Source organism: Pyxidicoccus xibeiensis, from assembly GCF_024198175.1.
Taxonomy (GTDB): Bacteria; Myxococcota; Myxococcia; order Myxococcales; family Myxococcaceae; genus Myxococcus; species Myxococcus xibeiensis.
Window position 1 is genome coordinate 70,238 of sequence record NZ_JAJVKV010000024.1, and the last position, 26,485, is coordinate 96,722.

At 70.6% G+C, this 26,485-nt stretch carries 18 protein-coding genes; 9 read left to right on the plus strand and 9 right to left on the minus strand.

Annotated elements, in window-relative coordinates:
• The first annotated feature begins 69 nt into the window (after positions 1-69).
• Complete coding sequence (locus LXT23_RS46860; protein ID WP_256561865.1) at positions 70-3,441, plus strand: AAA family ATPase; 3,372 nt, start codon at positions 70-72, stop codon at positions 3,439-3,441.
• Here LXT23_RS46860 and LXT23_RS46865 read toward each other — a convergent pair.
• The 3 genes from LXT23_RS46865 to LXT23_RS46875 form a co-directional block, all read right to left on the minus strand.
• Positions 3,429-4,622 (minus strand): OmpP1/FadL family transporter, encoded by a 1,194-nt coding sequence (locus LXT23_RS46865; RefSeq protein ID WP_253987056.1) that lies wholly within the window; start codon positions 4,620-4,622, stop codon positions 3,429-3,431. The genes LXT23_RS46860 and LXT23_RS46865 overlap by 13 nt on opposite strands.
• 129 nt (positions 4,623-4,751) lie before the next feature.
• A complete protein-coding gene (locus LXT23_RS46870; RefSeq protein WP_253987057.1) occupies positions 4,752-6,359 on the minus strand; it encodes a PH domain-containing protein in 1,608 nt (535 codons plus the stop codon).
• Positions 6,349-6,834, minus strand: a complete 486-nt coding sequence (locus tag LXT23_RS46875) for a PH domain-containing protein (protein WP_253987058.1) — start codon at positions 6,832-6,834, stop codon at positions 6,349-6,351. The genes LXT23_RS46870 and LXT23_RS46875 overlap by 11 nt, the downstream gene beginning before the upstream one ends.
• 136 nt (positions 6,835-6,970) lie before the next feature.
• Here LXT23_RS46875 and LXT23_RS46880 point away from each other — a divergent pair, with 136 nt between their 5' ends.
• The 3 genes from LXT23_RS46880 (at position 6,971) to LXT23_RS46890 (ending at position 10,598) form a co-directional block, all read left to right on the plus strand.
• On the plus strand, positions 6,971-7,408 hold the full coding sequence (locus LXT23_RS46880; protein WP_253987059.1) for a hypothetical protein: 438 nt from the start codon (positions 6,971-6,973) through the stop codon (positions 7,406-7,408).
• Positions 7,405-8,022, plus strand: coding sequence for a hypothetical protein (locus LXT23_RS46885; RefSeq protein ID WP_253987060.1), 618 nt, complete (start codon positions 7,405-7,407; stop codon positions 8,020-8,022). The genes LXT23_RS46880 and LXT23_RS46885 overlap by 4 nt, the downstream gene beginning before the upstream one ends.
• 170 nt (positions 8,023-8,192) lie before the next feature.
• Positions 8,193-10,598 carry an ABC transporter permease gene (locus LXT23_RS46890; RefSeq protein ID WP_253987061.1) on the plus strand — a complete coding sequence of 802 codons (2,406 nt, stop codon included), beginning with the start codon at positions 8,193-8,195 and terminating at the stop codon, positions 10,596-10,598.
• A gap of 126 nt (positions 10,599-10,724) precedes the next feature.
• Here LXT23_RS46890 and LXT23_RS46895 read toward each other — a convergent pair whose 3' ends face one another.
• Positions 10,725-11,489 (minus strand): MBL fold metallo-hydrolase, encoded by a 765-nt coding sequence (locus tag LXT23_RS46895; protein ID WP_253987062.1) that lies wholly within the window; start codon positions 11,487-11,489, stop codon positions 10,725-10,727.
• A gap of 108 nt (positions 11,490-11,597) precedes the next feature.
• Here LXT23_RS46895 and LXT23_RS46900 point away from each other — a divergent pair, with 108 nt between their 5' ends.
• On the plus strand, positions 11,598-12,347 hold the full coding sequence (locus LXT23_RS46900) for a lysophospholipid acyltransferase family protein (protein ID WP_253987063.1): 750 nt from the start codon (positions 11,598-11,600) through the stop codon (positions 12,345-12,347).
• Positions 12,348-12,397: 50 nt separating this feature from the next.
• Here LXT23_RS46900 and LXT23_RS46905 read toward each other — a convergent pair whose 3' ends face one another.
• From LXT23_RS46905 to LXT23_RS50570, 3 genes are read right to left on the minus strand one after another with little or no spacing between them, the layout of a single operon-like run.
• Complete coding sequence (locus LXT23_RS46905) at positions 12,398-14,065, minus strand: AMP-binding protein (protein ID WP_253987064.1); 1,668 nt, start codon at positions 14,063-14,065, stop codon at positions 12,398-12,400.
• Positions 14,062-15,012 (minus strand): SAM-dependent methyltransferase, encoded by a 951-nt coding sequence (locus tag LXT23_RS46910; protein ID WP_253987065.1) that lies wholly within the window; start codon positions 15,010-15,012, stop codon positions 14,062-14,064. The genes LXT23_RS46905 and LXT23_RS46910 overlap by 4 nt, the downstream gene beginning before the upstream one ends.
• Entirely contained in the window at positions 15,009-15,281 is a 273-nt protein-coding gene (locus tag LXT23_RS50570) for an acyl carrier protein (protein ID WP_253987066.1), read from the minus strand. The genes LXT23_RS46910 and LXT23_RS50570 overlap by 4 nt, the downstream gene beginning before the upstream one ends.
• A gap of 332 nt (positions 15,282-15,613) precedes the next feature.
• Here LXT23_RS50570 and LXT23_RS46920 point away from each other — a divergent pair, with 332 nt between their 5' ends.
• Positions 15,614-17,113: a hypothetical protein gene (locus LXT23_RS46920; protein WP_253987067.1), complete on the plus strand. Its 1,500-nt coding sequence runs from the start codon at positions 15,614-15,616 to the stop codon at positions 17,111-17,113.
• Between the two features lie 49 nt (positions 17,114-17,162).
• Here LXT23_RS46920 and LXT23_RS46925 read toward each other — a convergent pair whose 3' ends face one another.
• Complete coding sequence (locus tag LXT23_RS46925; RefSeq protein WP_253987068.1) at positions 17,163-18,269, minus strand: 50S ribosomal protein L11 methyltransferase; 1,107 nt, start codon at positions 18,267-18,269, stop codon at positions 17,163-17,165.
• Between the two features lie 121 nt (positions 18,270-18,390).
• Here LXT23_RS46925 and LXT23_RS46930 point away from each other — a divergent pair, with 121 nt between their 5' ends.
• Positions 18,391-18,924, plus strand: coding sequence for an ankyrin repeat domain-containing protein (locus tag LXT23_RS46930; RefSeq protein ID WP_253987069.1), 534 nt, complete (start codon positions 18,391-18,393; stop codon positions 18,922-18,924).
• A gap of 70 nt (positions 18,925-18,994) precedes the next feature.
• On the opposite strand, the gene LXT23_RS46935 is transcribed toward LXT23_RS46930, so the two are convergent.
• Complete coding sequence (locus tag LXT23_RS46935; protein ID WP_253987070.1) at positions 18,995-19,981, minus strand: malate dehydrogenase; 987 nt, start codon at positions 19,979-19,981, stop codon at positions 18,995-18,997.
• A 631-nt stretch (positions 19,982-20,612) separates the two neighbouring features.
• On the opposite strand from LXT23_RS46935, the gene LXT23_RS46940 reads away from it, so the two are divergent.
• Positions 20,613-25,232, plus strand: coding sequence for a non-ribosomal peptide synthetase (locus LXT23_RS46940; RefSeq protein ID WP_253987071.1), 4,620 nt, complete (start codon positions 20,613-20,615; stop codon positions 25,230-25,232).
• Positions 25,233-25,266: 34 nt separating this feature from the next.
• Positions 25,267-26,481, plus strand: coding sequence for an 8-amino-7-oxononanoate synthase family protein (locus LXT23_RS46945; protein ID WP_253987072.1), 1,215 nt, complete (start codon positions 25,267-25,269; stop codon positions 26,479-26,481).
• Positions 26,482-26,485 lie beyond the last annotated feature (4 nt).

Below are 26,485 nucleotides of genomic sequence, written 5' to 3' on the forward strand. Positions count from 1 at the left end.
TTTGGGGAAGTTGGCAACTCGTGGCGCGTTACCTGAATCATGGGACGTCGTCAAACGAGTGCCGGCCCCATGCGTGTCTTTGTCCTACCCATCCCCCGTCGAGGGGAGGTCTGCTTGCAAGCCCGGGCTGCCTGTTGTTGTTCTCGTTGTGAGTTCTGGAATCCAGAAGGGATGCGCTTCTGTGGGGGCTGCGGCAGCCCGTTGTCGAATGGCTGTCCTGACTGCGGCGTAGAGAATCCGCCTGGCTTCCGCTTCTGTGGCCAATGCGCCGCGCCGCTCGAAGGCACTTCGCGCACCGGCCACGAGCCCTCCCTCTCGGTCGAGCGTGGCACCGATGCGGAGCTCCGGCAGGTCACGGTCCTGTTCTGTGACCTGGTCGGCTCCACCCAGCTGTCGGACACGTTGGATCCGGAGGAGCTGCGGGAGGTCGTCCGCAAGTACCAGGGCGTCGCGGGGGAGGTCATCGCGCGCTACGACGGCCACGTCGCCCAGTATCTGGGAGATGGACTGCTCATCTACTTCGGCTATCCGCAAGCGCACGAGGATGATGCACGAAGGGCCGTCTCCGCCGGATTGGAGATCATTGAAGCCGTCAAGGCATTGAACGGGCGGTTCTTGCTGGCGCTGCCGCTGGCCGTGCGGCTCGGAATCCACACGGGCGTCGGTGTCGCAGGGGATGTGGGCGGGCCGGGGAAGCGCGAGCAGCTGGTGATTGGCCGCACTCCGAACATCGCCGCGAGGCTGCAAGGGCTGGCGGAGCCGGATACGCTGGTCATCAGCGAAGAGACCCGAAGGCTCGTGGAGGGATGCTTCATCCTGGAGTCGATGGGGCTGCAGACGCTCAAGGGCATCGAGAAGCCAATCGAGGTCCTGCGGGTGAGCCGGGAGGCGGGGCCTCGCGAGCGCTCCGAGGCAGCGCGGCGGCAGAAGGTCTCCCCGCTGGTCGGGCGCCAGGAAGAGCTGGCGGTCATCCATGAGCGCATCGAGCGCAGCCATCGGGGCGTCGGGCAGGTGCTGCTGCTCGTCGCGGAAGCGGGGGTGGGGAAGTCCCGCCTGGTGCGCACGCTGGAGCAGCGCGTCCACGGCGAGGCGCAGACGCTCATCGGCCGGTGCCTGCCGTATGGGCAGACACGTGCGCTGCTGCCCATGGTGGAGCTGTTCCAGTCATTGGTGGGCTTCGAGCGTGGGGCGACGAAGGAGCAGAAGCTCGAGAAGCTCATGGCGTTCCTCACCCATGAGGTCACCGCGGACGGGCTGGCCGTGCCGCTGATGGCCGCGTTCTTCTCGCTTCCCCTTCCCGCCGGTCACGAGCCGGTGGACCTCTCTCCGCGGAAGCTGCGCGAGCAGACCCGACGGCTGCTCGTGCTCCTGCTCTTGCTTCAGGCACGAAAGAAGCCCCTGGTCCTCGTGGTCGAAGACCTGCACTGGGCGGATGCCTCGACGTTGGATTTCCTGGACGAGCTCGTCGAGGCGGCTTCCTCCGCGCCCATCCTGACGGTCCTCACGGCCCGCCCCACGTTCCAGGTCCCCTGGAAGCATCGGCCCTATTTCACCGCCTTGCCCCTGTCTCGAATCGACGACGAGGAGGCGCGCAGGCTCATCAGCGAGATGGCGGGGAGCCGCCAGCTTCCGGAGCCGCTGGTCCGGCAGATCCTGGACAAGGCGGATGGCATCCCGCTGTTCCTCGAGGAGCTCACGCGGGCCACGCTGGAGTCGGCCAGGCCGCTCGGCTTCCTCTCCATCCCCGCCACGTTGCGCGACTCGCTGGTGGCACGGCTGGACCGGCTCGGTCCGGTCAAGGAGCTGGCGCAGCTCGCCTCGGCCATCGGGCGGCGCTTCTCGCATGCCCTGCTGTCGGCCGTCTCCGCCATGGAGCCGTTGTTCCTGCGCAGGCACCTGGATCAGCTCCAGGAGGCCGGGCTGGTCCTGATGGAGGAAGCCTCCGGCCCCCTGCAGGTCTACAAGTTCAAGCACGTGCTCATCCAGGAGGCCGCGTACGAGTCCATCCTCAAGACGCGGCGCAGGGAGATGCACGAGCGGATTGCCCAGGCCCTGGAGCTTGAGTTCCCCGAGGTCGTGGAGAGTCGCCCGGAGCTGTTCGCCCGGCACCTCGAAGAAGCGGGGCAGGGCGAGAAGGCCGCACGCTACCTTCATCGGGCCGGCCAGCAGGCAATGGAGCGGGCGGCCTATGCCGAGGCGCTCGCCGCCTTCGACCATGCGCTCACCCTGGTGTCGGTGCTCGAGGCCGCGCCGGGCCGGGACAAGCTGGAGCTGGAGCTTCGCACCTCGAAGGGCGGTGCCCTGCTGGTCACCCACGGGTACTGCGCGCCCGAGGTGGAGCAGAACGTGATGCGTGCCCGCGACCTGTGCGAGCGGCTGGGGAACCCGCCGGAGCGGGTGCCCGTCCTCTTCAACCTGTGGCTGGTCAACCTGACGGCCAGCAGGAGGGAGCCCGCGCAGGCCTATGCCCGGAAGTTGCTGGAAGCGGTCCGCACCCACCCCGGCGCGCTGCGGGAGGTGCCTGTGTTCTGCGCGAATGGCACCACGCTCTTCTTCCTGGGGCGGTTCGACGAGGCCCGCATCGAGCTCCACCGCGCCTTGCAGCACTACTCGCCGGAGCTACACCCCGCCCTGGTGCGTACCTACGGTGATGACCACGGGCTCTATGCCCAGGTCTTCCTGGAATGGCTGCACCTGCTGACAGGGCAGGTGGACCGCGCGCGCGTGCTCATGACGCAGACGCTCGTCCTGGCGGAACACCTGGAGGACCCGCTCGCCCAGGCCCTGGCGTGCAACTACGCCAGTGTCCTGTACCTGCTGCTGGGCGAGCCGGAGAAGGTCCGCGAGTTCTCCGAGCGCTCCAAGGCCATCTGCCTCGAGCAGGGCTTCTCCTTCTGGCTGGCACGCAGCCGGATGATGAGCGGCTGGTCGCACGCGAAGCTGGGCGCGGTCCAGGAGGGAGTTCGGGAGATAGAGGAAGGCTTGTCCTTCTTCACGGCCATCCAGCAGCAGCTCCCGCTGACGTACTACCTGTCACTGCCGGCGGACGTGCACCTGGCGACCGGTGACTTCGAGCGGGGACTGGCCCGCATCGACCAGGCGCTCGCCTGCGCGGCAACGAACCTGGACCGCTTCTATCTGCCAGAGCTGTACAGACTGAAGGGGGAGCTGCTCCAGGCGAGTGGAGCCCGCACGGTCGAGGTCCTGGAGTGGCTGGAGAAGGCCGTCGCCCACGCGCGGGACTCCGGCGCCTCCTGGCTCGAGCTGAAGGCGGCGAAGAGCCTCGCCGTCCTGCTGGAGATGCGGGGCGAAACCGCGCGGGCACGGGAGCTGATTGCCAGCGCCCTGTGCAGGATTCACGGGGGAGAGCGCACCCGTGACTACCGCGAGGCACGCAGGCTCCTGGAGCGCCTGGAGTCCGCCAGACGCTACAGCGAGTAGCCCAGCGTCACGCCGAGCACGTGCGCGGTGCCGGAGTACGTGCCGTCGATGCCCGGCGCGGTGCTCTCCGTGTCCGCGAGGAGGACGAGCTGGTACGCCGCATCCGCCCGCAGGTTGCCGAACCGGTAGCCCGCGCCCACGGAGAACTTGTAGCGGTCCGCATCCGGCAGGTCCGGCGTCAGCGTCTCCGGCGGGCTGGGTGACAGGTCCGCCACGAAGCCGGCGCGCACCTGCAGCTCCGGCGTCACGCCGTACTCCGCGCCCAGGTGGTACTTCGCCTTCCCCACCCACTGCTTGGCCACCGGGTTGTCCAGGGAGGGGTTGTCCGGGAAGCGGATGGTCAGCGACTGGAAGCTGGCCCAGTCCACCAGCTGGATGTCCAGCGCGAGCGTCAGCCGCTCCATGGGCGTCAACGCCATGCCGAGCGACAGCGTCGCGGGGAACTTCACGTCCGCCTCCACCCGCTGGTCGATGAGCCGGCGCTCGAACTCCAGCGGCACGTTCTGGAAGTCCGCGCTGCCCTTGAACGTGGTGGACACGGCGCTGCGGTAGTGCAAGCCGACCGTGAGCTCCTTGGGCAGCAGCACCGCCTGGATGCCCGCGTTGAAGCCCACGCCCCAGGCCGCGCCGCCCAGGTGGATGGCGCCCTCGCTCTCCACGAAGTTCAGCGCCCGCTTGAGCTCCACCGTGGTGCGCACCACGTCCACGCCCGCGCCAATCCGGATGTACTCGTGGGGCTGAAACGCGACGGTGGGGTTGATGTAGTACGTGGCCAGGCTGGACTCGCGGCCCTTGAAGCGGCCCACGAAGCCCTCCTCCCAGCGGCTGCGCGCGCCGTACGGCGTGTACGCACCCACGCCGAAGGCCCATTTCTCGAACGGCCGGACGACGACGAACGCATGCGGCGGGGGCGACAGCGTCAGCTTCTGGCCCTGGGACTCGCCGCCCGTCGGGGTGAAGCGGAGGCTGGGCAGGATGCCGGTGTCGCCCACCGTGATGTCCAGCTTCTCCACCCCGAGGATGTTGGCGGCGTTGGAGTAGATGGCCGACGAGTCGTCCAGCGCGGCGGTGGACGCGTTGCCCATGCCCGTGGAGCGCGCACTGTGGGTGTCGATCTGGAAGCCCGCGGCCTGGCTGGCACCAGCGGCGAGCAGCGTCACAAGGGAGAGCGTCTTCTTCATGGTGTGCATGTCGTCTTGCCGGGCCCTGTCGGCGCCGTCACGGTTCCAGTGGTGCCGAAGCGGGGTGTCCAGGCGTCGCGGCGGGAGAGCGTACATCCGTACGGGCGCGAGTCACCCGTGATTGCACGACTATAGGCGGAAGGGGCTGCCGCTTGCAGCCGGTGACTCCGTCCCAGGAGCGGGCACGTCGCCTTCTTCCGGCACCGCTTCCTCCGCCCGTACTCCCTGTGTCGGCTGCCGGGCGTGTCTCGGAAGTGGGATGGCGTCGAGGAGCGTCCGGGCTTCCTCCCAGGCCACGCAGGGCAGGACGGTCTGCGCCCCCGCGACGGCCACCTGGACATGGCCGATTCCGTAGCCCCGCTCGAGCGGCCCCTGGACGGCCTTCACCGACTGGATGCGCGAGCGGTGCAGCACCGTGGTGCGCCTGCGCCAGAAGCCCAGGCGGACGACGATGTGCGTGTCCGTGACGAGCCAGCCCTGGAAGCGCCAGTCGAACCAGGCGCCCACGAGCTGCAGCGGGAGCATCGCCCAGGCGAGCAGTCCCCAGGGCCAGAGGAACACCGTCGCCGGAATGGCCACCAGGACGCTGAGCACCACGGCGCGGATCCGCGCGCGCAGGAGCGCCTTGGGGTGGGCGGGGCGCAGGGGCAGGTCCTCCAGCGCGGCCGGCAGTCCGGGGATGAGCCGCCGCACGAGCTCCTCCAGGCGGGCGGTGGGGACCACGGGCACCACCAGCTCGGCGCGCTCGGCGGGCTCGCGGCCGGCACGGACGCCGGCGGTCTCCACCTCCACGGAGCCGAAGCCGAGCCCCCGGCGCAGCAGGGGCTCGTCCAGCACCACCTGCTGGATGCGCTCGCGTCGCACCGTCACCTGGCGCCGGGTGATGAGGCCGCCGGCGGCCCGGAAGTGCGTCCCGGTGTCGACGAGGCGGAAGCCATGGAAGCGGAGGATGGCGAGGACGACGTTGACCAGCCAGATGGCGAGCAGCCCGGCGACTCCGGCCAGGACGGCGGAGAGCCAGCCCATGCCGGGGCGGGCCAGGGCCTCCCAGCGCGCCTGCATCCAGGGCAGCAGCAGCTGGTGGAAGGCCTCCATCAGCTCGCCGATGCCGCCCATCACCACGGCGAGCACGCCCAGGCCGGTGGCCGTCGCGCCGTAGCGGAGCAGGTCGCCCAGCCGCATCTGGGCCAGCACCTCTCCCTGGGGCGCGCCCGTGGCGCTCACCGGCGCGAGCGCGGGGGCGTTCCGTCCCCGCGCCGAGTGCAGCGCGTCGATGAGGGCCTGGGCGTCCTGGGGCGTGAGCCCGCGCAGGTGGCCCTCGGCCTTCTGCCCGGAGGCCGTCTCCACCTTGAGCTCCACCAGGCCGAGCAGCTTCGAGACGAAGGGCTGGAGGACCTCCGTGTTCTGCACTCGCGCCGCGTCGATGAAGCGCGACGTCTTGGAGAAGAGGCCGGAGCGGATCTCCAGCTGGGAGCCCACCATGCGGTAGCGCAGGGTGGCCACGTCGTAGAGCAGCGCGGCGACGCTGACCGCCATCACCAGGAGGATGATGCCCCAGACGAAGAGCGGCAGGCCCCGCTCCCGCACGAAGAACATGGGCAGGATGGCGCCCAGGAGCGGACGTGCCACCAGCCCGAGGATGGGAAACAGGGCCGCGAGGGGGGCACGCGGGCTGAGTGACTTCCACGGCACCTCGTCCGGCGCCGGGGGTGAGGCCGCCGGGGACTCAGACGACATCTTCGGCCTCACGCCGCACGAGCTTCTCGCGCAGGGCATCCGCCGTTTCGCGGGCGAGGCCGGGAATCTCGCCGTCCGCGCCGCCACCGGAGGCGGTGTAGACCTGGAGCCGGGCCAGGCCGAGCGCCCGCTCGATGGGGCCCTGGTGGACGTCCACATGCTGGATGCGGCCCGCGGGGATGGACACGAGCTGCTGCACCAGGACGCCGTGGGCGATGAGCAGGTCATGCTCGCGCAGGGCCCAGCCCCAGCGCTGGTGCGCGCGTGGCGGATACCAGATGAGCATGAAGGCGCAGAGCAGCACCGCCACCAGGGGGAGGAGCCACGCCCACGCGCCCACGTCCGTCCGCGACAGGATGAAGCCGGCGACCAGGGTCAGCAGGCCGTACACGCCGATGCGGATGAGCCCCGCGAGACGGAACAGCGTCAGCGCGGCGGGAGGCAGGCGTTCGAGCGTGGGCTGCGTGTCGGACATGGATGGCCTCCGAGAGACGCGCGCGAGTGTACACCGGTGCACCAGCGCTACGTCCTCGCCGTTCGAGCTCTCTGGCGCTACAGTTGCCCGTCGGGTCTCCGAAGCGCCGGGAACACCGCGAGTGGGGGAAGAAATCATGAAGTGTGCATGGCCTGGTGTCCTTGCCGCCGTCCCGGGGTGCGCGCTCGCTTTCGCGATCTGGGTGTTGTTCTGCAAGTCAGTCACAGCCTGCCCCCCCTACGCTTCCACACCAGAGAGCGTTGCTCCGTGGCTGTTCGGAGCCGCATTGCTCGCGCTGGCGGGGCCGCTGCTGTTCGTCTGGTACTCCGACGAGGCCAGGGCAAGAGAGGAAAGCACTCAATGGGAAAGAAGTAGGTCCGCCTCCAACGATGGCAAGGAAATCGAGCTCCTCAAAACCAGGAACAGCTTGCTAGCGAATGAGCTCGATGCTGCGAAGATCGTGCGGGAAGCGCTGCTGAACGAGTTCAGAACGCTTCGCGAGCTCGTACCAGACAAGGGCTCTTCTCAATCCGCGAAGTCGCCTGACTCGCAAGGGTCTGGAGGACGAAAGTGAAGCCGAGCGATTTCTTTATCGGCATCATCGACTTCCTCGCGGTACTGCTGCCTGGAGCCGTCGCCACGTTCTTTCTGCTCGGCATGACAGGAGGCTGGCTCACGAGCCTCGTGAATGGAGTCGAGGGCTGGCATCAGAACGTCAGTATCGCGTTCATGGCCTATCTCCTCGGGCAGATCATCTTCCTGCTTGGATCGAGCCTCGACCCGCTCTACGACATCCGGCGCCGACGGATGAGGCCGAAGGAGGGGGACAAGACCTTCCTGGCCGCGAAGACGATGATGGAAGAGCTCAGCCCAGAGCTGGCGGGCTCTCTCTTCAGCCCCTTCAAATGGTCGAAAGGCGTGCTTCAGCTCCAGGCCCCGGCGGCACGAGCCGAGGTGGATCAGCTCGAGGCGAGCTCGAAGTTCTTCCGGAGTCTCACGGTGATGTTCGGGCTCGCCGTGCCGTTCATGCTCGTCGCGGGACGACCGCTCGAGGCCATCGGGTGCGGAGTCCTGTCCTACGCCTGCTTCCGGGGGTTCTTCGATCATCGGTGGAAGTGCACGGAGCTGGCCTACGCGTACGTGGTGCTCGCGACTCGCACGTTTCCACCTGCGAAGCCTCAGGATTGAGGCGTGGGGGGCAGGTGAGACGGCCCCCTGCCAGGCTGTCCGCTTCTGGGATACGTCGGTACCACGTCCGAGCACGACTCCGCGTCCAGGGCGCGCGTCCAGGGCCGAGCCCGGGGCACCGGGTCGCGCCCCTCGACTGGCGCTAGAGTTGCACTCGCTTCGGCCCCCCCATGTCCCAGCTCCTCCAGGACGTCCGTCTCTCCCTGCGCCGGATGCGGCGCGAGCTCGCCTTCACGCTGGTGGTCGTGGCCACGCTGGCGCTGGCCATTGGCGCCACCACGGCCGTCTTCAGCGTGGTGTACCAAGTGCTGCTGCGACCGCTCCCGTATCCCGAGCCGGAGCAGCTGGTGCGCCTGTTCCAGTCGACGCCGCAGCGGGAGCGACTGGGCGTGTCGTACCTGTCCCTCCAGGCCTGGCGTGAGCGGACCCGTTCCTTCCAGTCGCTGGAGGGCATGTCCCTGCGCGACGTCACGCTCACCGGCGATGGGCAGGCGGAGCGGGTGACGGCGGCGCGCGTGACGGCGGGGCTGCTGCCGCTGCTTGGCGTGCGGCCCGTGCTCGGGCAGGCGTTCGGGGCCGAGGCGGAGGTGGCCGGACGGGACCTCGTCGTCCTCATCTCCCACGCGATGTGGCAGGGCCGCTTCGGCGGGCGCCAGGACGTCCTCGGGCGCACGCTGCTCCTCAACGGACAGCTCCACACGGTGGTGGGCGTGCTGCCCTCCGACTTCCGGTTCGCCCCGGACGCCCAGCTGTGGAAGCCGCTGGCGGTGAACCACGCCGCCGGAGAGGAGCCCCAGTCCATCTTCATGCGAGGTGTGGGGCGCCTGCGGCCCGGCGTGTCGGTGGAGCAGGCGCGGACGGAGCTGGAGGGCGTGGCCGCGGCCCTGGTCAATGAGCCCGCCCATGCGAAGGAGCCCGCGGGCATCCGCCTGCTGCCGCTGCATGCACAGGTGGTGGAGGGCGCGAGGGACAGGCTCTGGCTGCTGGCGGGGGTGGTGGCTTTGGTGCTGCTCGTGGCCTGCGCCAACGTGGCGAATCTGCTGCTGGCCCGGGCCAGCGCTCGCGAGCGCGAGGTGTCGGTGCGAGCCGCCCTGGGCGCGGGGCGCGCGCAGCTGATGAGGCAGTTCCTGGTGGAGAGCGGGCTGCTCGCATTTGCGGGAGGCGCGTCGGGCCTGCTGCTGGCGCTGTGGGGCATGGACCTGATGCGCGTGCTGATGCCGAGCGAGGTGCTGGCCCCGGAAGCCGTCCGGCTGGAGCCGCATGTCCTGGCCATCGCCCTGAGCCTATCCCTGACCACCAGCATCCTGTTCGGACTGGTGCCGGCGCTGCGGGCGGCTCAAGCCGATGGACGGGGCGCGCTGGGAGCGCTGCGCGGAGGCCGGGGCGCCACGGGGCGGGGTGGGGCGCGCGCCGTGCTGGTGGTGGCGCAGGTTGCGCTGGCGCTCGTCCCGTTGGTGGGCGCCGGGCTGATGCTGCGCACCCTCCATGCGCTGCACACGGTGCCACTGGGCTTCGAGCCGCGCGGCGTCACCGTCGCGGACCTGTCCCTGCCAGCCCACAAGTACCGCGAGGACGCGGCCCGCCTTTCCGTCCTCACGTCGGTGCTGGAGCGCGTGCAGGCGCTTCCGGGCGTGAAGTCCGCGGGCCTGGCCAGCACGGTGCCGCTCTGGCCTCGCAATGGCATGACGTCGGTGCTGCTGCCGGGGGAGCCCGCCGCGGTGGCGGAGACGCGGGAGCTCACCAACTTCCGCGCCATCAGCGAGGACTACTTCGCCACCATGGGCATTCCCCTGAAGGACGGGAGGATCATCGGGCCGGTCGACCGGACGGGCTCGGTCCCCGTGGTGGTCGTCAACGAGACCTTCGCCCGCCGCTACTTCCCGGGTCGCAGCGCGGTGGGGCAGCGGATGCAGTTGGTGCTCGACGGCGAGCCCTTCCGGGAGATTGTCGGCGTGGTGGGCGACGTGCACCGCGACAGCCTGGGTGACGCGCCGGACGCCGAGGTGTTCATGTCCATGCACCAGTTCTCTGCGATGCACATGCTGCTGACCGTGCGCACCGAGGGTGACTCGGCCGCGCTGGCGCCCGCGCTGCGCGAGCAGCTCCGGGCGGTGGACCCCGACCTGCCGCTGACCCAGGTCCGCTCCATGGTGGAGGTGGTGGAGGGGAGCATGGGCAACACCCGGGTGCTGGGCCTGCTGCTGTCGGCCCTGGCCGTGCTGGGACTCGTGCTGGCGGGAGTCGGGCTGTACGGAGTGCTGGCCTACTCGGTGAGCCAGCGCACCCGGGAGCTGGGCATCCGCATCGCGCTGGGCGCCACGGACGCGCAGTTGGTGCGACTGGTGGTGGGACAGGGCCTGCGGCTCGCGGCGGTGGGCGTGGCCCTGGGCCTGGTGGGCGCTGGGGTGCTCGCGCGGAGCCTGTCCGGCATGCTCCACGGCGTGGGCGAGTTCGACGCCTTCACGTTCGTCGTGGTGCCCGCGCTGCTGGGGACGGTGGCGCTGCTCGCGAGCTGGCTACCCGCCCGCCGCGCCCTGCGCGTGCCGCCCCACGAGGCACTTCGCGGAGACGGCTGAGCGCGGGACTTCAGGAGGGGGTATCGCGTCCGCCCGGTGCGCATCCAGCCGACCTGGAGCTCGCGGATGACCCGGATGCAGATGACCGCCTGGCGCGGCTTGTCCTGGCCCTCCCGAGTCTACGCATCAGGCGAGCGGTGTGCGTTCACCGGGAGTGAGCCAAGTCACCCGGTCCGCGAGCCCTGCCTGGGAGAACGCCTTCCTGGCTTCGTCGGGGCCCTGGCGGAAGTGCGTCCACCCGTCGTAGTGCACCGGGATGATGCAGCGGGCTGCCAGCGCCTGCGCGGCCTGCACCGCCTCCTTCGCGTTGAAGGTGTAGCGAAGGGGGCCGGTGAGCGGGAACGCGACGCTCCCCAGATGGAGGAAAGCCGTGTGGACGCGGAACCTCCGGGACACCTCCGCGACTCCGTCGAACCAGACCGTGTCGCCGGAGATGTAGACAGGGCCGGGAAGGGCCTCGCCCTCCAGCATGAAGCCCACCACATGCCCGGCGACGGGCAGTGAGCCCGGAGGGCCATGGCGCGCGGGCGTGGCGGTGATGCGCAGGTCTCCCACCGTCGTCGTCTCGAAGGGGCGGAGTCCCACCGCGCCCGGGTGGCCCAGCCGGCGCGCTCCCGCACGGGTCGTCACCACCCGGGGTGCCTGGGGCAGGAGCGCGCGTCCGGCATCGTCGAGGTTGTCGGCGTGGTGGTCATGCGAGAGGAGCACCGCGTCGATGCGGCCCAGGCGCTCTACCGGGAGGGCCGGGCCTGACGTGCGCCGCGAACTCGTGCCCCAGCCGAAGCCATACGTGCGTCCCGGAGGGTCGAACGCGGGGTCGGTCAGCAGGCGGAGCGAGCCGACTTCGAGGAGCAGCGTCGCTGTGCCGATATGAGTCACCGTGAAGGACATGGGCCCTCGAGTCGTCAAGAGCCGGGAGCGTGGGGGCTTCCACCTTCGCAAGTCAATGAAGTCCCGGACCTGTGGAGCGTAGGAGGCCGGACGTCGCATGATGCGTCCATGTCCGAGAGCGTTCCCCATCGCGCCGTCCAGCTCCTGAGAACGGCGCTGGCCGCGAGCTGGTCCATGCTCTCGCTGGGGGTCTTCATCCCCGTGGCGTTGGTGGCGCTGCCGTTCGACCGCCAGCAGCGCGTACACGACGTGTGCTCCATCCTCTGGGCACGCGGCATCCTGGCGCTGCTCGGGATACGGCTGGTGGTGCGGGGCGCGGAGCACGTCTCGCGGGACGAGCGCTACGTCATCGTCGCCAATCACCAGAGCCTGCTGGACGCGGCGGTGATGGTGGCCGTGCTCCAGCCGCTCACCTCCGTGCGCATGGTCGCCCGGCGCAACGCCTTCCGGATTCCGCTCATCGGGTGGGGCATGCGCCTGTTCGGTCACATCTCCGTGGACCGGCACAGCATCCGCGACTCGCTGCCCGGGCTCCAGCAGGCCCAGCGGAAGGTGGCGCGGCGCGCGTCCGTCGTCTTCTTCCCGGAGGGCGACTACAGCCCGGATGGGCGGATGCGGCCGTTCTACAACAGCGCCTTCCACATCGCCGCGCGCGGGGGCGTGCGCGTGGTGCCCGTCACCCTCACCGGCACGTTCGACATCCTGCCTCCACACCGCACGGTTCCGTTTCGGGGAGGCGCGGTCCACGTCACCCTCCACCCGCCCATGGGCCCGCTGGAGGACACGCACGACGCGGCGCTGGCGGCAGCGGTGGCCTGCCACCGCATCGTCGAGGCGGCCCTGCCGCGCACCGGCTGACGACGGCCCCCGGGGCGGTGTCCCCGGAGGCCGTGCTCAGCGCCCGGTGCTCACGCCAGCGTGCCGGTGAGCTGCCCGGAGGCAATGGCCTGCGAGATGGCCCGGCGCTTCAGCTTCCCGCTGGTCGTCTTGGGCAGCGTGCCCGGCGGCACGAGCAGCACGTGGTCGATGGCGATGCCGTGCGCGCGCAGCCGCTCCCGGATGCGCTCACCCAGCACGCCGTGCTCCGCCGGCTCCAGCTTCGTCTCCGCCAGCACGTACGCCAGCTCCGTGTGCCGGTGCTCGGAGCGCACGCCGACCGCCGCCACGCAGCCGGGCCGGACGCCGTATACCTCGGAGGCGAGCTCCTCGAGGATGGACGGAATCAGGTTGTGCCCCCCCTTGATGATGAGCTCCTTCTTCCGCCCGGTGATGAAGAGCGTCCCGTCCGCCCGGTAGCCCAGGTCTCCCGTGCGCAGCCAGCCCTCGTGGAGGACGGATGCCGTCAGCTCCGGCTCGCCGTGATAGCCCCGCATCAGCGTCGCGGAGCGCACCAGGACCTCGCCCTGGGTCCGATCAGGGACGGGCAGGTCCTCCGCGTCCACGAGGCGCACCTCGGTGTACGGAATCGGCCGGCCCACGCCCGTCAGCTCCAGCGCCCCCATGTCAGCCGCGGACGGCACCGCGCGGCCCTCGCGCTCCAGGGTGGCCCGGTCCACCCGGTCCACCACGGTGGGCGCCAGCTTCTCCGGGAAGGTCACCGCCACCGTGGCCTCGGCCAGGCCGTACACGGGGAAGAAGGCCTCCGGCCGGAACCCGCACGGCGCGAAGCCGTCCGAGAAGCGCCGCAGCAGCTCCGGAGAGACGGGCTCCGCGCCAATCATCGCCACCTCCCAGGCGCTCAGGTCCAGCCCCGCCTCCCTCGCCCGGTTCGCCAGCTGCAGGCAGAGGGCATACGCGGAAGGTGGCGCCGCGCAGATGGTGGCCCGTGTCTCGCTCATCGCCTCCAGCCACGAGAAGGGCCGCTGCCGGAAGTCCAGCGGCGACATCAGGTGCGCCGGGAAGTCGTTGAAGAGCGGGAACAGCAACCCACCCAGCAGCCCCATGTCGTGGTGCAGCGGCAGCCAGGACACCGCCACCGCGTGGGCGGGGGAGGGGAGCGCCTCGCTCATCGCCGCCATGTGCAGCATCACCCGGTCATGTGACAGCACCACGCCGCGCGGATGGCTGGTGCTGCCGCTGGTGAGCTGCACTAGGCAGGGGCCCGGCGCTGCCTCAGGCTCGGGCTGGAACGGCGCACCCCGGCCTTCCTCCACCAGCGTGTCGGCGACGATGAGCCGCGTGTCCCCGTCCGGAGCCGCCAGGTCCGCCAGCGCGCCGGACAGCACCAGCGCGCGCGCGTCCAGCTTGCGCGCCGTGCTCCGCAGCTGCGCCAGGTACGCGTCCAGGTCCGACAGCCGGTAGGGCACGCCCAGGATGCTCGGCACCGCGCCCAGCGCCCACACCCCGAACAGGGTGCTGACGGCGGCGTGCACCTCCGGCACCAGCAGCATCACCCCGTCCCCGGGGCGCACGCCCCGGGAGTGGAGCGTGGCGGCCACGGCCCGGGCCTCCTCCCACGTCTCGCTCCAGGTGCGCGACACCCAGCCCTCCGCCGTCTTGTAGCGGAGGGCCAGCGTGTCGGGGCGAGCCTCGGCCCGGGCACTCAGCAGCCCGGCCAGGGTCCTCGCGCCGTTCACTTCGCGTCCCCCGGGATGGGCCAGCCGGCCACGTGCACCTTCGGCGGGCCCTTGGTGGCCAGGAGCATGTACTCCAGCGCCGTGCGCCGCGCGAAGGACAGCTTCGCCACCGTCATGTAGCCCTGCAGCACCCGCGCGAAGCCCGGCGCCAGCGCCTCGATGCGGTCGCGGTTCTTCCGCACGTTGTCGATCCAGTGCCCCAGCGTCTGCACGTACGAGCTGGACAGGTCCTCCACGTGCAGGATGTCCAGCCCCGCGCGCCCGATGAGGCCCAGCTCCTCGGACAGGCTGAGCAGCCGGCAGTAGCCCATCGCGGTGACGAAGATGTAGCGCGTGGCGCTGCTGTCCCGGTCTCCTCGCGACTGCTCCGGGAAGTAGCAGTCGGAGATGAACAGCCGGCCGCCCGGCTTCAGCGTGCGCGCGACGAGCTGGTGGATGGCCTCCCGGTTGTGCATGTGGACGATGCTTCCGGAGAAGAGCACCACGTCGTAGCTCTCCGGCGCGGGCGCCAGCTCCTCCACGTGCGTCAGGTCCACCCGCACGCGGTCCGCCACGCCCCAGTCCTTCGCGCGCTGGAGCGCCACCTCGCGCTGCTTCCCGCTCAGGGTGATGCCGTGGAAGTCCCCCTGCGTGTGCTGCGCGAGGTAGAGGAGCAGGCTCCCCCAGCCGCAGCCCACGTCCAGCACCTTCTCCCCGGGCTGGATGTTCAGCTTGGCCGCCACGCGGGCGAACTTGCGCGCCTGGCCCGTCTCCAGGTCCTCCTCCGGGGACGCGAAGACGCCGGTGGAGTAGGCCAGCCGCTGGTCGAGCACCAGGCTGAAGATCTCCGGGTGGTGCTCGTAGTGCTGGGCGACCTCGCGCGCCTCGTGGGCCCGCTGTTCCTCCGGCGTGCGCTGTGCGGCGGCGCGCTCGTCCGGGTGTCTCAGCTCCAGGGCGGGCGCAGTCATGGAACGCTCACCTTCTGGAGCTCCAACTGCCGGGCGACGAAGCGCGCCAGGTCCTCCACCGTCTTGAGGTTGGCCTCGGAGGGGGACGCCATCTCCGGCATGGCGAAGCGGAAGCGCTCCTCCAGGCCGATGTTGATCTCGATCATCGCCATGGAGTCGATGCCGAGCCCGCCCTCCAGCGAGGCGGTGAGGGGCACCTGCTCCAGCGGACGTCTGAGGGTGCCCGCAATGATGGCGCGGACCTCCTGACCGATGACTTCGTTTGACACGTTGCTCTCCCGTGTTGCACGGGCCCCGGTAGCGAGGAGCGGCCGGCCCACCGTCCAGCTCCGAAGCCGCGTGTCGTTGTGACCCCCAACGCTAGGCTCAAGCGCAACCCGATTGAAGGTGGACCGATGTAGGCGGCCACCAACTTCGAGTCGAGACAGCGTGTCTCGTGTGTCAGGAGTGTCTCCGCGCGTCTGGCTTTACGAGTGGTGAATATCGTACAGTTCTGAATTCGCGGAATTACCTGCCGATTCCGAGCCTCGGGCGGTGGTGGGTCCGGGCGTCCATCCTCCGGCAGGGGGGCGCGGCCCTTCCGCGCGGTCAGAGGTCACGCGTGAATCGAGTGAACGAGAAGAAGCACCTCCCCTGGCGTCTCGCGCTGGGGGGCATCGCGTGGGTCCTGGGGGCTGGCTGTGGCGACGTCTCCCCCGAGGCCCATTCCCCCGCGGCACCACCGGAAGTGGTGACCGCGCAGCCCGCGGCGCACCCCGAGCGTCGCGGCATCGGCGCCGTGGAGCTGCCGCCGCGAGGTCCCTCGGCGCAGGCCGTCACCGTGGACCCGCGGATGTCGCTCATCGTCACCGATGACGTCATCGTGAAGACGTTCCTGTTCCAGAAGGTGATGAACCAGCTCGTCAGCCAGTCCGCGGTCGCGGGGCTCACGCCGCTGGCGCTCTTCAACCAGTGGTGGAGCACGGCGAACCCGCCCTCGTGTACGCCGACGTTCAACGGCTTCCCGTATCAATGTCCGCGCGCCGAGGGCGCCCAGGCCGGCGTCAATCCCTTCATCAACCCGGGGGTGAACCCGGATGAGTACGTGGCCCTCGCGCTCATCAACCGCTTCGACCTGGCGCCGCTCACCGGTGATGACTGCGGCGAGTACCGCATCATCTTCGGGAAGCGCTCCGGCTTCACCAACCCGGGCCAGCGCAACCTCATCATCTTCGAGGCGGTGCTGCCCAACCCCACCCCGGGCGCCGGGCTCGCGGGCTGCACGGCGGTGGCGAAGTTCTGGGCGCAGCTGACCGCCACACCCAACCCCGCCACCCGCGCGACGATGCTGCAGAACTTCTACTTCACGGGCCTGACGGGCTTCATGCCCGTCATCCACATCGACAACTACGGCAACCGCGTGGGCCCGCCGGCCACCGGACAGGTGCGCAGCAACCAGTTCATGCAGCCGCCGTGGACGCTGCGCGAGTTCCAGGTGAAGCGCACCATGTGCGGCTCCGTGCCCTGTGCCCTGACCTTCAACCCGGTGACGGTGAAGACCAACCCGGGCGGGACGCTCTTCAACCCCGCCTCCACCCACCCGCTGACGTTCAACTTCCAGAACGTGGAGCTGCCGTCGCAGGTGCCGAGCCTGGCCGTCAACGACATCAACCTGTTCAACATGGCCATCTCGAACGCGTCCAACAGCGGCCAGAGCAACGCGCAGGGCCCGGAGAACCAGTACCTCTTCCAGTTCACCCCCGGCCCCAGCATCTTCCGCAACAACATCCAGACCGAGCTGACGTTCCTCGGCAGCACGCTGACGCCCGACGAGGTGGTGGCCCGCTCGCTGGCGCTCTCCTGCGCCGGCTGCCACCAGTTCAGCAACGGCGCCAACCTGGGCGGCGGCATCATCTGGCCACCGTCCCTGGGCTTCGCCCACGTGGAGGAGCAGCTCGACCCAGGTCCCTTCGGGCCGCGCTTCCGCATCTCGCCCGCGCTCAACGCCGTGTTCCTGCCGCACCGCAAGGCCGTGATTGAGACGTTCCTCAACTCGTCGTGCGGCGACAGCATCTGCCAGCCGTGGGAGACGACGTCGGTCTGCCCGGTGGACTGCCCGTAGTCCGGCCGCTGGCGGCCTCCTCGCGTGGGGAGGCCGCCGGGCCCGCGGCCTACGTGGAAGTGGCTGGCACCAGGCAGTAGAGGGTGGTGACCTCCCGCGAGCGGGCGGCGTGCAGCGGGTCCGACTTGTCCTGGGCCTTCGAGTGCCGCGCGGGCGTCGAGCGGGCCCACTTCACCTTCAGCCCGCACCGCGTGAACTGCTCCTCCAGCCACCCGGACGGGCGCAGGCCCAGCAGCACCGCGAGGTCGGACAGGATGAGCAGCCCCTCGCCACCCGGGGCGAGCGCCGCGGGGAGCCCTTCCAGGAAGCGCAGCAGGAAGCGGCTGTCCTCGTCGAACACCGCGCGGTCCACCCGGTTCTTGGGCGGCTCGGGAATCCACGGCGGGTTGCAGACCACGAGGTCCGCCTTCCCCTCCGGGAAGAGGTCCGCCTCCGTCACCTGGAAGCGCTTCGCGAGGCCCAGCCGCTCCGCGTTCTCCCGCGCACAGGCCACGGCCCGCGAGTCGCAGTCGGTGGCCGACGCGGAGGCCGCGCCGCGCTGCAGGAGGAGGAACGACAGCACTCCCGTCCCGGTGCCCACGTCGAAGATGCGCTTGCCCTTCACGTCGGGGACGGCCAGCAGCAGCTCCACGTAGTCCGTGCGGGTCGGCAGGTAGACGCCGTAGTGCGGATGGAGCTGACCCGTGAGGCCAGGCACGGCCAGGCCCTTGCGCCGCCACTCCGCGGCCCCGAGCATGCCGAGGAGCTGTTTGAGGGGGACGACGGTGGTGGCGGCCACGGGCTCGCCCCACACCTGACGGCAGGCCTGGGCCACTTCCGGCGCCCGAGAGAGGCCGAGTTTGTAGTCGGCGTCGAGCGCGACCACGATGCGGGACAGCGTCTCGTGCTCGAGCTGCCGGGCCCGCCGCTCCGCCCGGAACGCCTCCAGCGGTGAGCGCGCAGTCGCGGGGTGGGCGAGCCTCCGGCCTATCGCGCTGAGCAGCTGCTTCGCGTTGTTGAAGTCGCCCGTGTACAGGAGGAACTCGCCGCGGCGGACGCGCTTGAGCGCGGTGTCGGCCTTGAGCCGGTCATCCACGGGGGCCAGGCGCGCGGGCGGGGGCTCGCCACTCTCCGAGTGCCAGGTGAACGCGGCGCTTGGAGCCACTCCGGACGGCATGGCGGGGGGCGCTCCTTCCTGGGGGGCAGCGGGTCGGCGGGGAGGGGTCATGACGCTGGGGTAGCACGTCCACGCGCCTGCGTCGTACCCTCTCTTCGTTCCTCCTGCTGGAGTCACCGACATGAGCTCCGACGCTCCGAAGCCTCCCCCCGACTTCAAGTCCGCCCTCGAGCGGGCGCGCAGCGCCTTCGGACACGCCCGCACGGGGGACGTGGCCGCGCTCACCTCGCTGCTGGACTCCGGGGTGTCGCCCAACCTCTCCAACGAGAACGGGGACACGCTGCTGATGCTCGCCTGCTACCACGGCCACCAGGACGCGGCGCGGCTGCTGCTGGAGCGCGGCGCGGACCCGGAGCAGCCCAACGACAAGGGGCAGACGCCGCTCGCGGGCGTGGCCTTCAAGGGCAGCATGCCCCTGGCGGAGCTGCTGCTGGAGCGCGGCGCGCTGGTGGACGGGGCAGGGCCGGACGGGCGCACGCCGCTCATGTACGCGGCCATGTTCGACCGGCTGGAGATGGTGGAGCTGTTCCTGGCGCGCGGCGCCTCACACACCCACGCGGACGCGGGCGGGGCCACGGCGCTGCAGGCCGCGCGGATGATGGGGGCCCAGCGCACCGCCGCCCGGCTGGAGGCACTCGCGGCCGGCGGGAAGTAGCGTCCACGACGCACGGCCGGGCGGCGCCAGCTCCGGAAGCGTCCCGGGGCGCCGCCTGGCCGCGTGGGGCTCAGCTCAGCAGGCTGGCGACGGCGGCGCGCTCTTCCTCGAGCTCGGCCAGCGTCTTGTTCATCCGCTCGCGGCTGAACTCGTCGATGTCCAGGCCCTGGACGATCTCGTACTTGCCGCCCTTGCAGGTGACGGGGAAGCCGTACATCACGTCCTTGGGAATGCCGTAGCTGCCGTCCGACGGGATGCCCATGGTGACCCACGCGCCGTTGGTGCCGAGCACCCAGTCACGCACGTGGTCGATGGCGGCGTTCGCCGCGGAGGCCGCCGAGGACAGGCCACGCGCCTCGATGATGGCCGCGCCGCGCTTGGCGACGGTGGGGATGAACGTGTCGCGGATCCACGCCTCGTCGTTGATGAGCTCCTTGAGCGCCTTGCCGCCGACGGTGGCGAACCGGTAGTCCGGGTACATCGTCGGGCTGTGGTTGCCCCACACCACGAGCTTCTGGATGTCGCCCACCGGCTTGCCGCTCTTCTTGGCCAGCTGGGACAGCGCGCGGTTGTGGTCCAGCCGGAGCATGGCCGTGAAGTTCTTCGGGTCCAGGTTCTTCGCCGACTTCATGGCGATGTACGCGTTGGTGTTGGCCGGGTTGCCGACCACCAGCACCTTCACGTCACGCTTGGCGACCGCGTCCAGCGCGGCGCCCTGGGCGGTGAAGATCTTGGCGTTCTCCATCAGCAGGTCCTTGCGCTCCATGCCCGGACCGCGGGGCCGCGCGCCGACCAGCAGGGCGATGTCCGCGTCCTTGAACGCGACCTTCGGGTCGTCCGTGCCGACCATGCCGGCGAGCAGCGGGAAGGCACAGTCCTCCAGCTCCATCATCACGCCCTTGAGCGCGGCCTGGGCCTTGTCCACGGGCAGCTCGAGCATCTGCAGGATGACCGGCTGGTCCTTGCCCAGCATCTCGCCAGAGGCGATGCGAAAGACGAGCGAATAGCCGATCTGACCGGCAGCACCGGTAACGGCGACACGAACGGGGGTCTTCATCGGGAGGCTCCTGATTTGGAACGGGGATCCAGCGACCGGATCGGGGTGGTAACTACGACAATCCGGCCACAAAGTCCCGGGTGCGGTTCAAGTGTTCCACCAGGGGACACTCGGCTCGTGGCGTATCTCACCGAGAGGACCCGAGCCCTTCTAATAGGAGGGCTACGTGGCGCTCATCGACCCCGCCGGCGGAACCGGAGGAGCGTCCGCGGCGGCCTGCCGGTCCGCGCGCCCCGTGACTCGCAACACCTTCAACAATTGTTTCAACAAAACACCTGCCACTGATTTGTCTTTGGGTCTGGCCCTGCCACGTACGTGTTTCATGGCGGGTCAGGCAGGCCTCAGTAGGGAATGCGCCTCAAAGCCTGCACTGAAATTCCAAGTTTCTACTGGGCGTGTGCACTGCGGGGGGTGTCAAAAGCTGGCAGGGGTGTCGGGATTGACCGGTCTGGACTGCTTGCCTTGAACGGCGGTACTTACCGTTTAATCGCGACCCGGCACTGCGGTTTCTCCGGCGTCCTCGAGGGGGGCAAAGCGTCACGCGCACCGTGACGCGGAGCGGACATCGGGGGCGCCGTGCGAGTCGTCCACTGCTGCCGTCCTGGCCCGCCGTATCGACGGGAATCGACCCATGACCTCATCGAATCAGGCCTCTCTCATGATGGACAGGCCGCGCACGCCGGTGCTGGTGGCGCGCACGGAGGAGGCGGAGCTGTCCTTCGCGCAGCTCCGCCTGTGGCTGGTCGACCAGTTCCATCCGGGCACCGCGCTCTACAACATCCCGGCCGCGCTGCGGCTGAAGGGCCTGCTCGACGTGGCCGCGCTGGAGCGGGCCTTCTCGGAGCTGGTGCGCCGCCATCAGTCGCTGCGCACCACCTTCCGGGCGCTGGAGGGCAGGCCCATCCAGGCCATCCATCCCGCGTCGGACACCTCGCTGGAGGTGACGGACCTGCGGCACCTGCCCGAGCTGGAGCGGGAAGGGGAGGCGCTGCGGCTGGCGCGGGAGGAGGCGCGGCAGCCCTTCGACCTGGTGCGCGGGCCGCTGCTGCGCACCGGGCTGCTCCGCCTGGGCGAGCAGGAGCACGTGCTGCTGGTGACGATGCACCACATCGTCTCCGACGCCTGGTCGCTGTCGGTGCTCATCCGCGAGGTGGCCACGCTGTACGAGGCCTTCTCCGCGGGGCGGCCCTCGCCGCTGCCGGAGCTGCCCATCCAGTACGCGGACTACGCCAGCCAGCAGCGCGAGTGGCTGCGGGGCGACGTGCTGGCGGGCCAGCTCGCGTACTGGAAGCGCCAGCTCGACGGAGCGCCGCCGCTGCTGGAGCTGCCGACGGACCGGCCGCGCACCGCCAGCTCGCGCAACCCCGGCGCGGTGCTGGCCGTCGAGCTGCCGCGGGAGCTGACCCGCTCGCTCTCGCACCTGTGTCGCGGCGAGGGCGCCACGCTGTTCATGGGGCTGCTGGCGGGGCTCCAGGCGCTGCTGTCGCGCTACTCCGGCCAGCACGACATCACCGTGGGCGCGCCCATCGCGGGGCGCCGGCAGGCGGAGACGGAGGGGCTCATCGGCTTCTTCGTCAACACGCTGGTGCTGCGCACGCGGCTGGACGGCAACCCCACCTTCCGCGAGCTGCTCAACCGGGTGAAGGCCGTCACGCTGGGGGCGTACTCCCACCAGGACATGCCCTTCGAGAAGCTGGTGGAGGTCCTCAAGCCGGAGCGCCAGCTCGGCCACACGCCGTTCTTCCAGGTCGCGCTCGTCCTCGTCAACACGCCGTCCATGGACCTGGACGTGCGCGGGCTGAGCCTCACGCCACTGGGAGCGGTGGACAGCGGCACGTCCAAGTTCGACTTCACCCTCACCCTGACCGAGTCGCCCGAGGGCCTCCGCGGCACGCTGGAGTACCGGACGGACCTGTTCGACGCGTCCACCGCGAAGCGGATGATGGAGCACCTGCGCACGCTGCTGGCGAGCGCCGTCGCGTGGCCCGGGCGGCACCTGGCGGAGCTGTCGCTCCAGCCCACCGTCGAGCGCCGCCGGGTGCTGGTGGAGTGGAACGCCACCGCCGTGGACTACCCGCGCGATGCGGCCGTGCACGCGCTCTTCGCGGCCCGCGCCGCGAGCACTCCGGACGCCGTAGCGGTGGAGTCCGGCGGCCAGTCGCTCACGTACGCGGAGCTGGAACGCCGCGCCAACCAGCTCGCCCACGTCCTGGGCGCGGAGGGCGTGCGCGCCGGGGACCGGGTGGCGCTGTGTGTGGAGCGCTCGCTGGAGGGTGTGGTGTCGGTGCTGGGCATCCTCAAGGCGGGCGCCGCGTACGTGCCGCTGGACCCGGCGGCCCCCCGCGAGCGGCTGGCCTTCATGCTGGAGGACACCGGGGCCGTGCGCGTGCTCACGCAGGCGGGCGCGGATGGGAACCTGCCCCCGGAGGGCCCGGCGCGGCTGGTGCTGGACCTGGAGGGCGCACGCCTCGCCGCCGCGCCCGCCACCCCGCCGCGCGTGGACGTCACGGGCGCCGACCTGGCGTACGTCATGTACACCTCCGGCTCCACCGGCCGGCCCAAGGGCGTCTGCGTCCCGCACCGCGCCGTCATCCGGCTGGTGGTGGGCAGCCGCTTCGCGCGGCTCGGGCCGGACGAGGTCTTCCTGCAGCTCGCGCCGCTGGCCTTCGATGCCTCCACCTTCGAGCTGTGGGGCTGCCTGCTCCATGGCGCGCGGCTGGTGGTGCCGCCGCCCGGGACGCTCTCGCTGGAGGAACTGGGCCGCGCCCTGGACCAGCACCGCGTCACCACCCTGTGGCTGACCGCCGCGCTGTTCGAGCAGATGGTGGCCGGCCAGCCCGAGCCGCTGGGACGGGTGCGGCAGGTGCTCGCCGGCGGCGACGTGCTGCCTCCGGAGCGCGTGCGCGAGCATCTGGCTCGCGCACAGGCTCTCGAGCCTGAGCACCTGGCCCGGGGTGGGCGGCTGGTGAACGGCTATGGCCCCACCGAGGGCACCACCTTCACGTGCTGTCACGTGATGACGGACCCCGCCGAGGTGGGCCACTCGGTCTCCATCGGTCAGCCCATCGCCAACACGCGCGTGTACCTGCTGGACGCGAACCTGCGGCCGGTGCCCCTGGGCGTGCCGGGCGAGCTGTACATCGCGGGAGACGGCCTGGCCTGGGGCTACCTGGGGCGGCCGGAGCTGACGGCGGAGCGCTTCATCCCCGACCCGTTCAGCGCCGCACTCGGCGCCCGGCTGTATCGCTCCGGAGACGTGGCCCGCTGGCTGGCAAATGGCAGGCTCCAGTTCCTCGGCCGGCGCGACGCGCAGGTGAAGGTGCGCGGCTTCCGCATCGAGCCGGGCGAGGTGGAGGGCGTCCTCTCCCGCCACCCGGCGGTCCGCGAGGTGGTGGTGCTGGCCCGCGACGACATGCCCGGGGGCAGGGCGCTGGTGGCCTATGTGTCCTCGCGCTCGGAAGCTTCGCTGGAGCCGCACGCCCTGCGCGCCTTCCTCCGCGACAGCCTGCCCGAGTACATGGTGCCCTCCGCCTTCGTGGTGCTGGGCGCGCTGCCCCTCACCCCCAACGGGAAGGTGGACCGCCGGGCCCTGCCGCATCCGGACTCGGTGGGCGCCGTGGCGCGGCGCGAAGAGCACGTCGCACCGCGTACGCCCGTCGAGGCGCAGCTGGCCGTGCTGGTGGGCCAGGTGCTCCGCGTGCAGCGCGTGGGCGTCCATGACGGCTTCTTCGAGCTGGGAGGCCACTCGCTGCTCGCCACCCAGCTGCTCTCTCGCATCCACCACGAGCTGGGCGTGGAGCTGCCGCTGCGCGCCCTCTTCGAGGGGCCCACCGTGGCCGACCTCGCGCGGCGCATCGAGGGGGTGCGGCATGAGCCCTCGCGCTCGGTGCCCGCGCTGACGCGGGTGTCACGCGACGCGCCCATCCCGCTCTCGTACTCGCAGGAGCGGCTGTGGAAGCTGTTCAAGCTGAACCCCACCTCCACGGCCTACAACCAGCCGGGGGCCTACCGCTTCTCGGGGGCGCTGGACGTGGACGCGCTCCACGCCGCGCTCCAGGCGCTGGTGGACCGGCACGACTCGCTGCGCACCACCTTCACCGAGGAGGCGGGACGTCCGGTGCAGAAGGTGGCGCCGACCCTCCGGTTCGACCTGGGACGGGTGGACCTGCGGGGACGGGCGGATGGCCGGGTCGAGGTGCTCCGGCGGCTGGCCGAGGAGGCGCGCCGGCCGTTCGACCTCACCCGGGGGCCGCTCATCCGCAGCACGCTCTTCTGCCTGGAGGACGACGAGCACCTGCTGCTCTTCAGCAAGCACCACATCCTGTCGGACGGCTGGTCCGAGGGCATCCTCACCCGCGAGGTGGGGCTGCTCTACACGGCCTTCTCCACGGGCGCGACTCCGGCGCTGCCTCCGCTGAAGGTGCAGTACCCGGACTTCGCGGCCTGGCAGCGCGGCTGGCTCACCGGACGCGAGCTGGAGACGCGGCTCGGCTACTGGCGGGTGGCCCTGGCCGGCGCGCCCACGCTGCTGGACTTCCCCACGGACAAGCCCCGGCCCGCGACGCGCACCTTCAACGGCACGTCCCACCGGGTGGTGCTCGGCCGGGCCCGCAGCGAGGCGCTCAACGCCCTCTGCCAGCAGGAGCGGGTGACGCCCTTCATGGCGCTGCTGGCGCTGTTCGGCACGGTGCTCTGCCACCGCGCGGGCCAGGAGGAGGTCGTCATCGGCTCGCCCATCGCCAACCGCACCCTCCCAGAGCTGGAGTCGCTCATCGGCCTGTTCGTGAATGGCGTGGCGCTGCGGGTGGACCTGCGCGGAGGCCCCACCTTCCGTCAGCTCCTCTCGCGTGTGCGTGACGTGACGCTGGGCGCGTATGCCCACCAGGAGGTGCCCTTCGAGCAGGTGGTGGATGCCATCGGCGTCCAGCGCCTGCCCAACCGGACGCCGCTCTTCCAGGCCATGTTCGCCCTGCAGAACGCGCCCATGGACCCGGTGGAGCTCCCCGGTCTGAAGCCGCTGCCCATGGAGGCCACGGACCGCGGCGCCTCCGTCTACGAGCTTGCACTCTCGCTGTTCGAGCGGGAGGACGGGTTCAGCGGCGAGCTCGAGTTCAACACCGACCTGTTCGAGTCCGTCACCATGGAGCGCCTGCGCGATGAGTTGGTCGCGCTCCTGGACCGGGTCCTCGCGAATCCCGATGTGGCCGCAGGGCTGGAGGAGGCTTCCCGTGGTTTCCAGCAACAGCAGTGAGGTGGTCCCACCGCAGCGCGCGACGGGTGCTCCCATGGAAGAGAAGAACCGCTACCGCAACACGGAGTCGATGATCGTCCACGGCAACCCGTCCTTCCAGGCGGCCAAGGAGGCGGGCCTGCTGGACCTGTCGGTGCGCAACACCGGGCGCGGCACGCTGGAGCTGCCGGACGGACGCGAGTTCATCAACATGTGCTCGTGCTCGTACCTGGGCCTGGACTCGCACCCGGACATCCTCGAGGGCGCCATCCAGGCCCTCCGGAGCGAGGGGACGATGGACATGGCCATCTCCCGGCTCCGCGTGCGCGTGGCCATCCTGGACCGGCTGGAGGAGGAGCTGTCCCAGCGCTGGCGCACGAAGGTCATCGTCACCAACTCCGCCAGCGCCGCCAGCGCGGGTCTGCTGCCGCTCATCGCCTCCGGCCACCTGCTGCCCGAGGGCCGCAAGCCGGTCCTGGTGTTCGACAAGTCGGCGCACTTCTCGATGAACCTCATCAAGCCCATCTGCGCGGACGAGACGGAGGTCCTCACGTGTCCGCACAATGACCTGGACTTCCTGGAGGACGTCTGCCGCAAGCACGCCCGCGTGGCGTACGTCGCGGACGGCTTCTACTCCATGGGGGGCGCGGCGGTGGTGAAGGACCTGCTCGCGCTGCAGGACCGCTACGGCCTCTTCCTCTACTTCGATGACTCGCACTCCTTCTCCGTCTACGGCGAGTCGGGCGAGGGCTTCGTGCGCACGCTCATCCCGGGCGACGTGAGCCCGCGCACCATCATCATCGGCTCGCTGGGCAAGGGCTTCGGCACCGCGGGCGGCGCCGTCATGCTGGGTGCCGGGCACCACACGGACCTGGTGGGACGCTTCGCGGGGCCGCTGGGCTGGTCCCAGAGCCTGTGCATTCCGGCCATCGGCGCCAGCCTGGCCTCCGCGCGCCTGCACGGGACGCCGGAGCTGACGAAGCGGCAGCAGGCCCTGCGCGCCAACGTCCGCTTCTTCGACGAGCGCGTCCCCACGCGCACCCGGGGCGAGGACTTCCCCATCAAGATCATCGACGTGGGCCCCGAGTCCGCCGCGGTGGAGCGCTCGCGCCGGCTGCTGGAGCGGGGCTTCTACTCGTCCGCGGTGTTCTTCCCCATCGTCCCGAAAGGCCGGGCGGGCCTGCGCATCATGCTGCGCTCGAACCTGTCTTCGTCCGACCTGCAGCGGCTGTGTGACGCCGTGCGGGAAGTGTCCGTGCCCCAGGTTTGAAGAG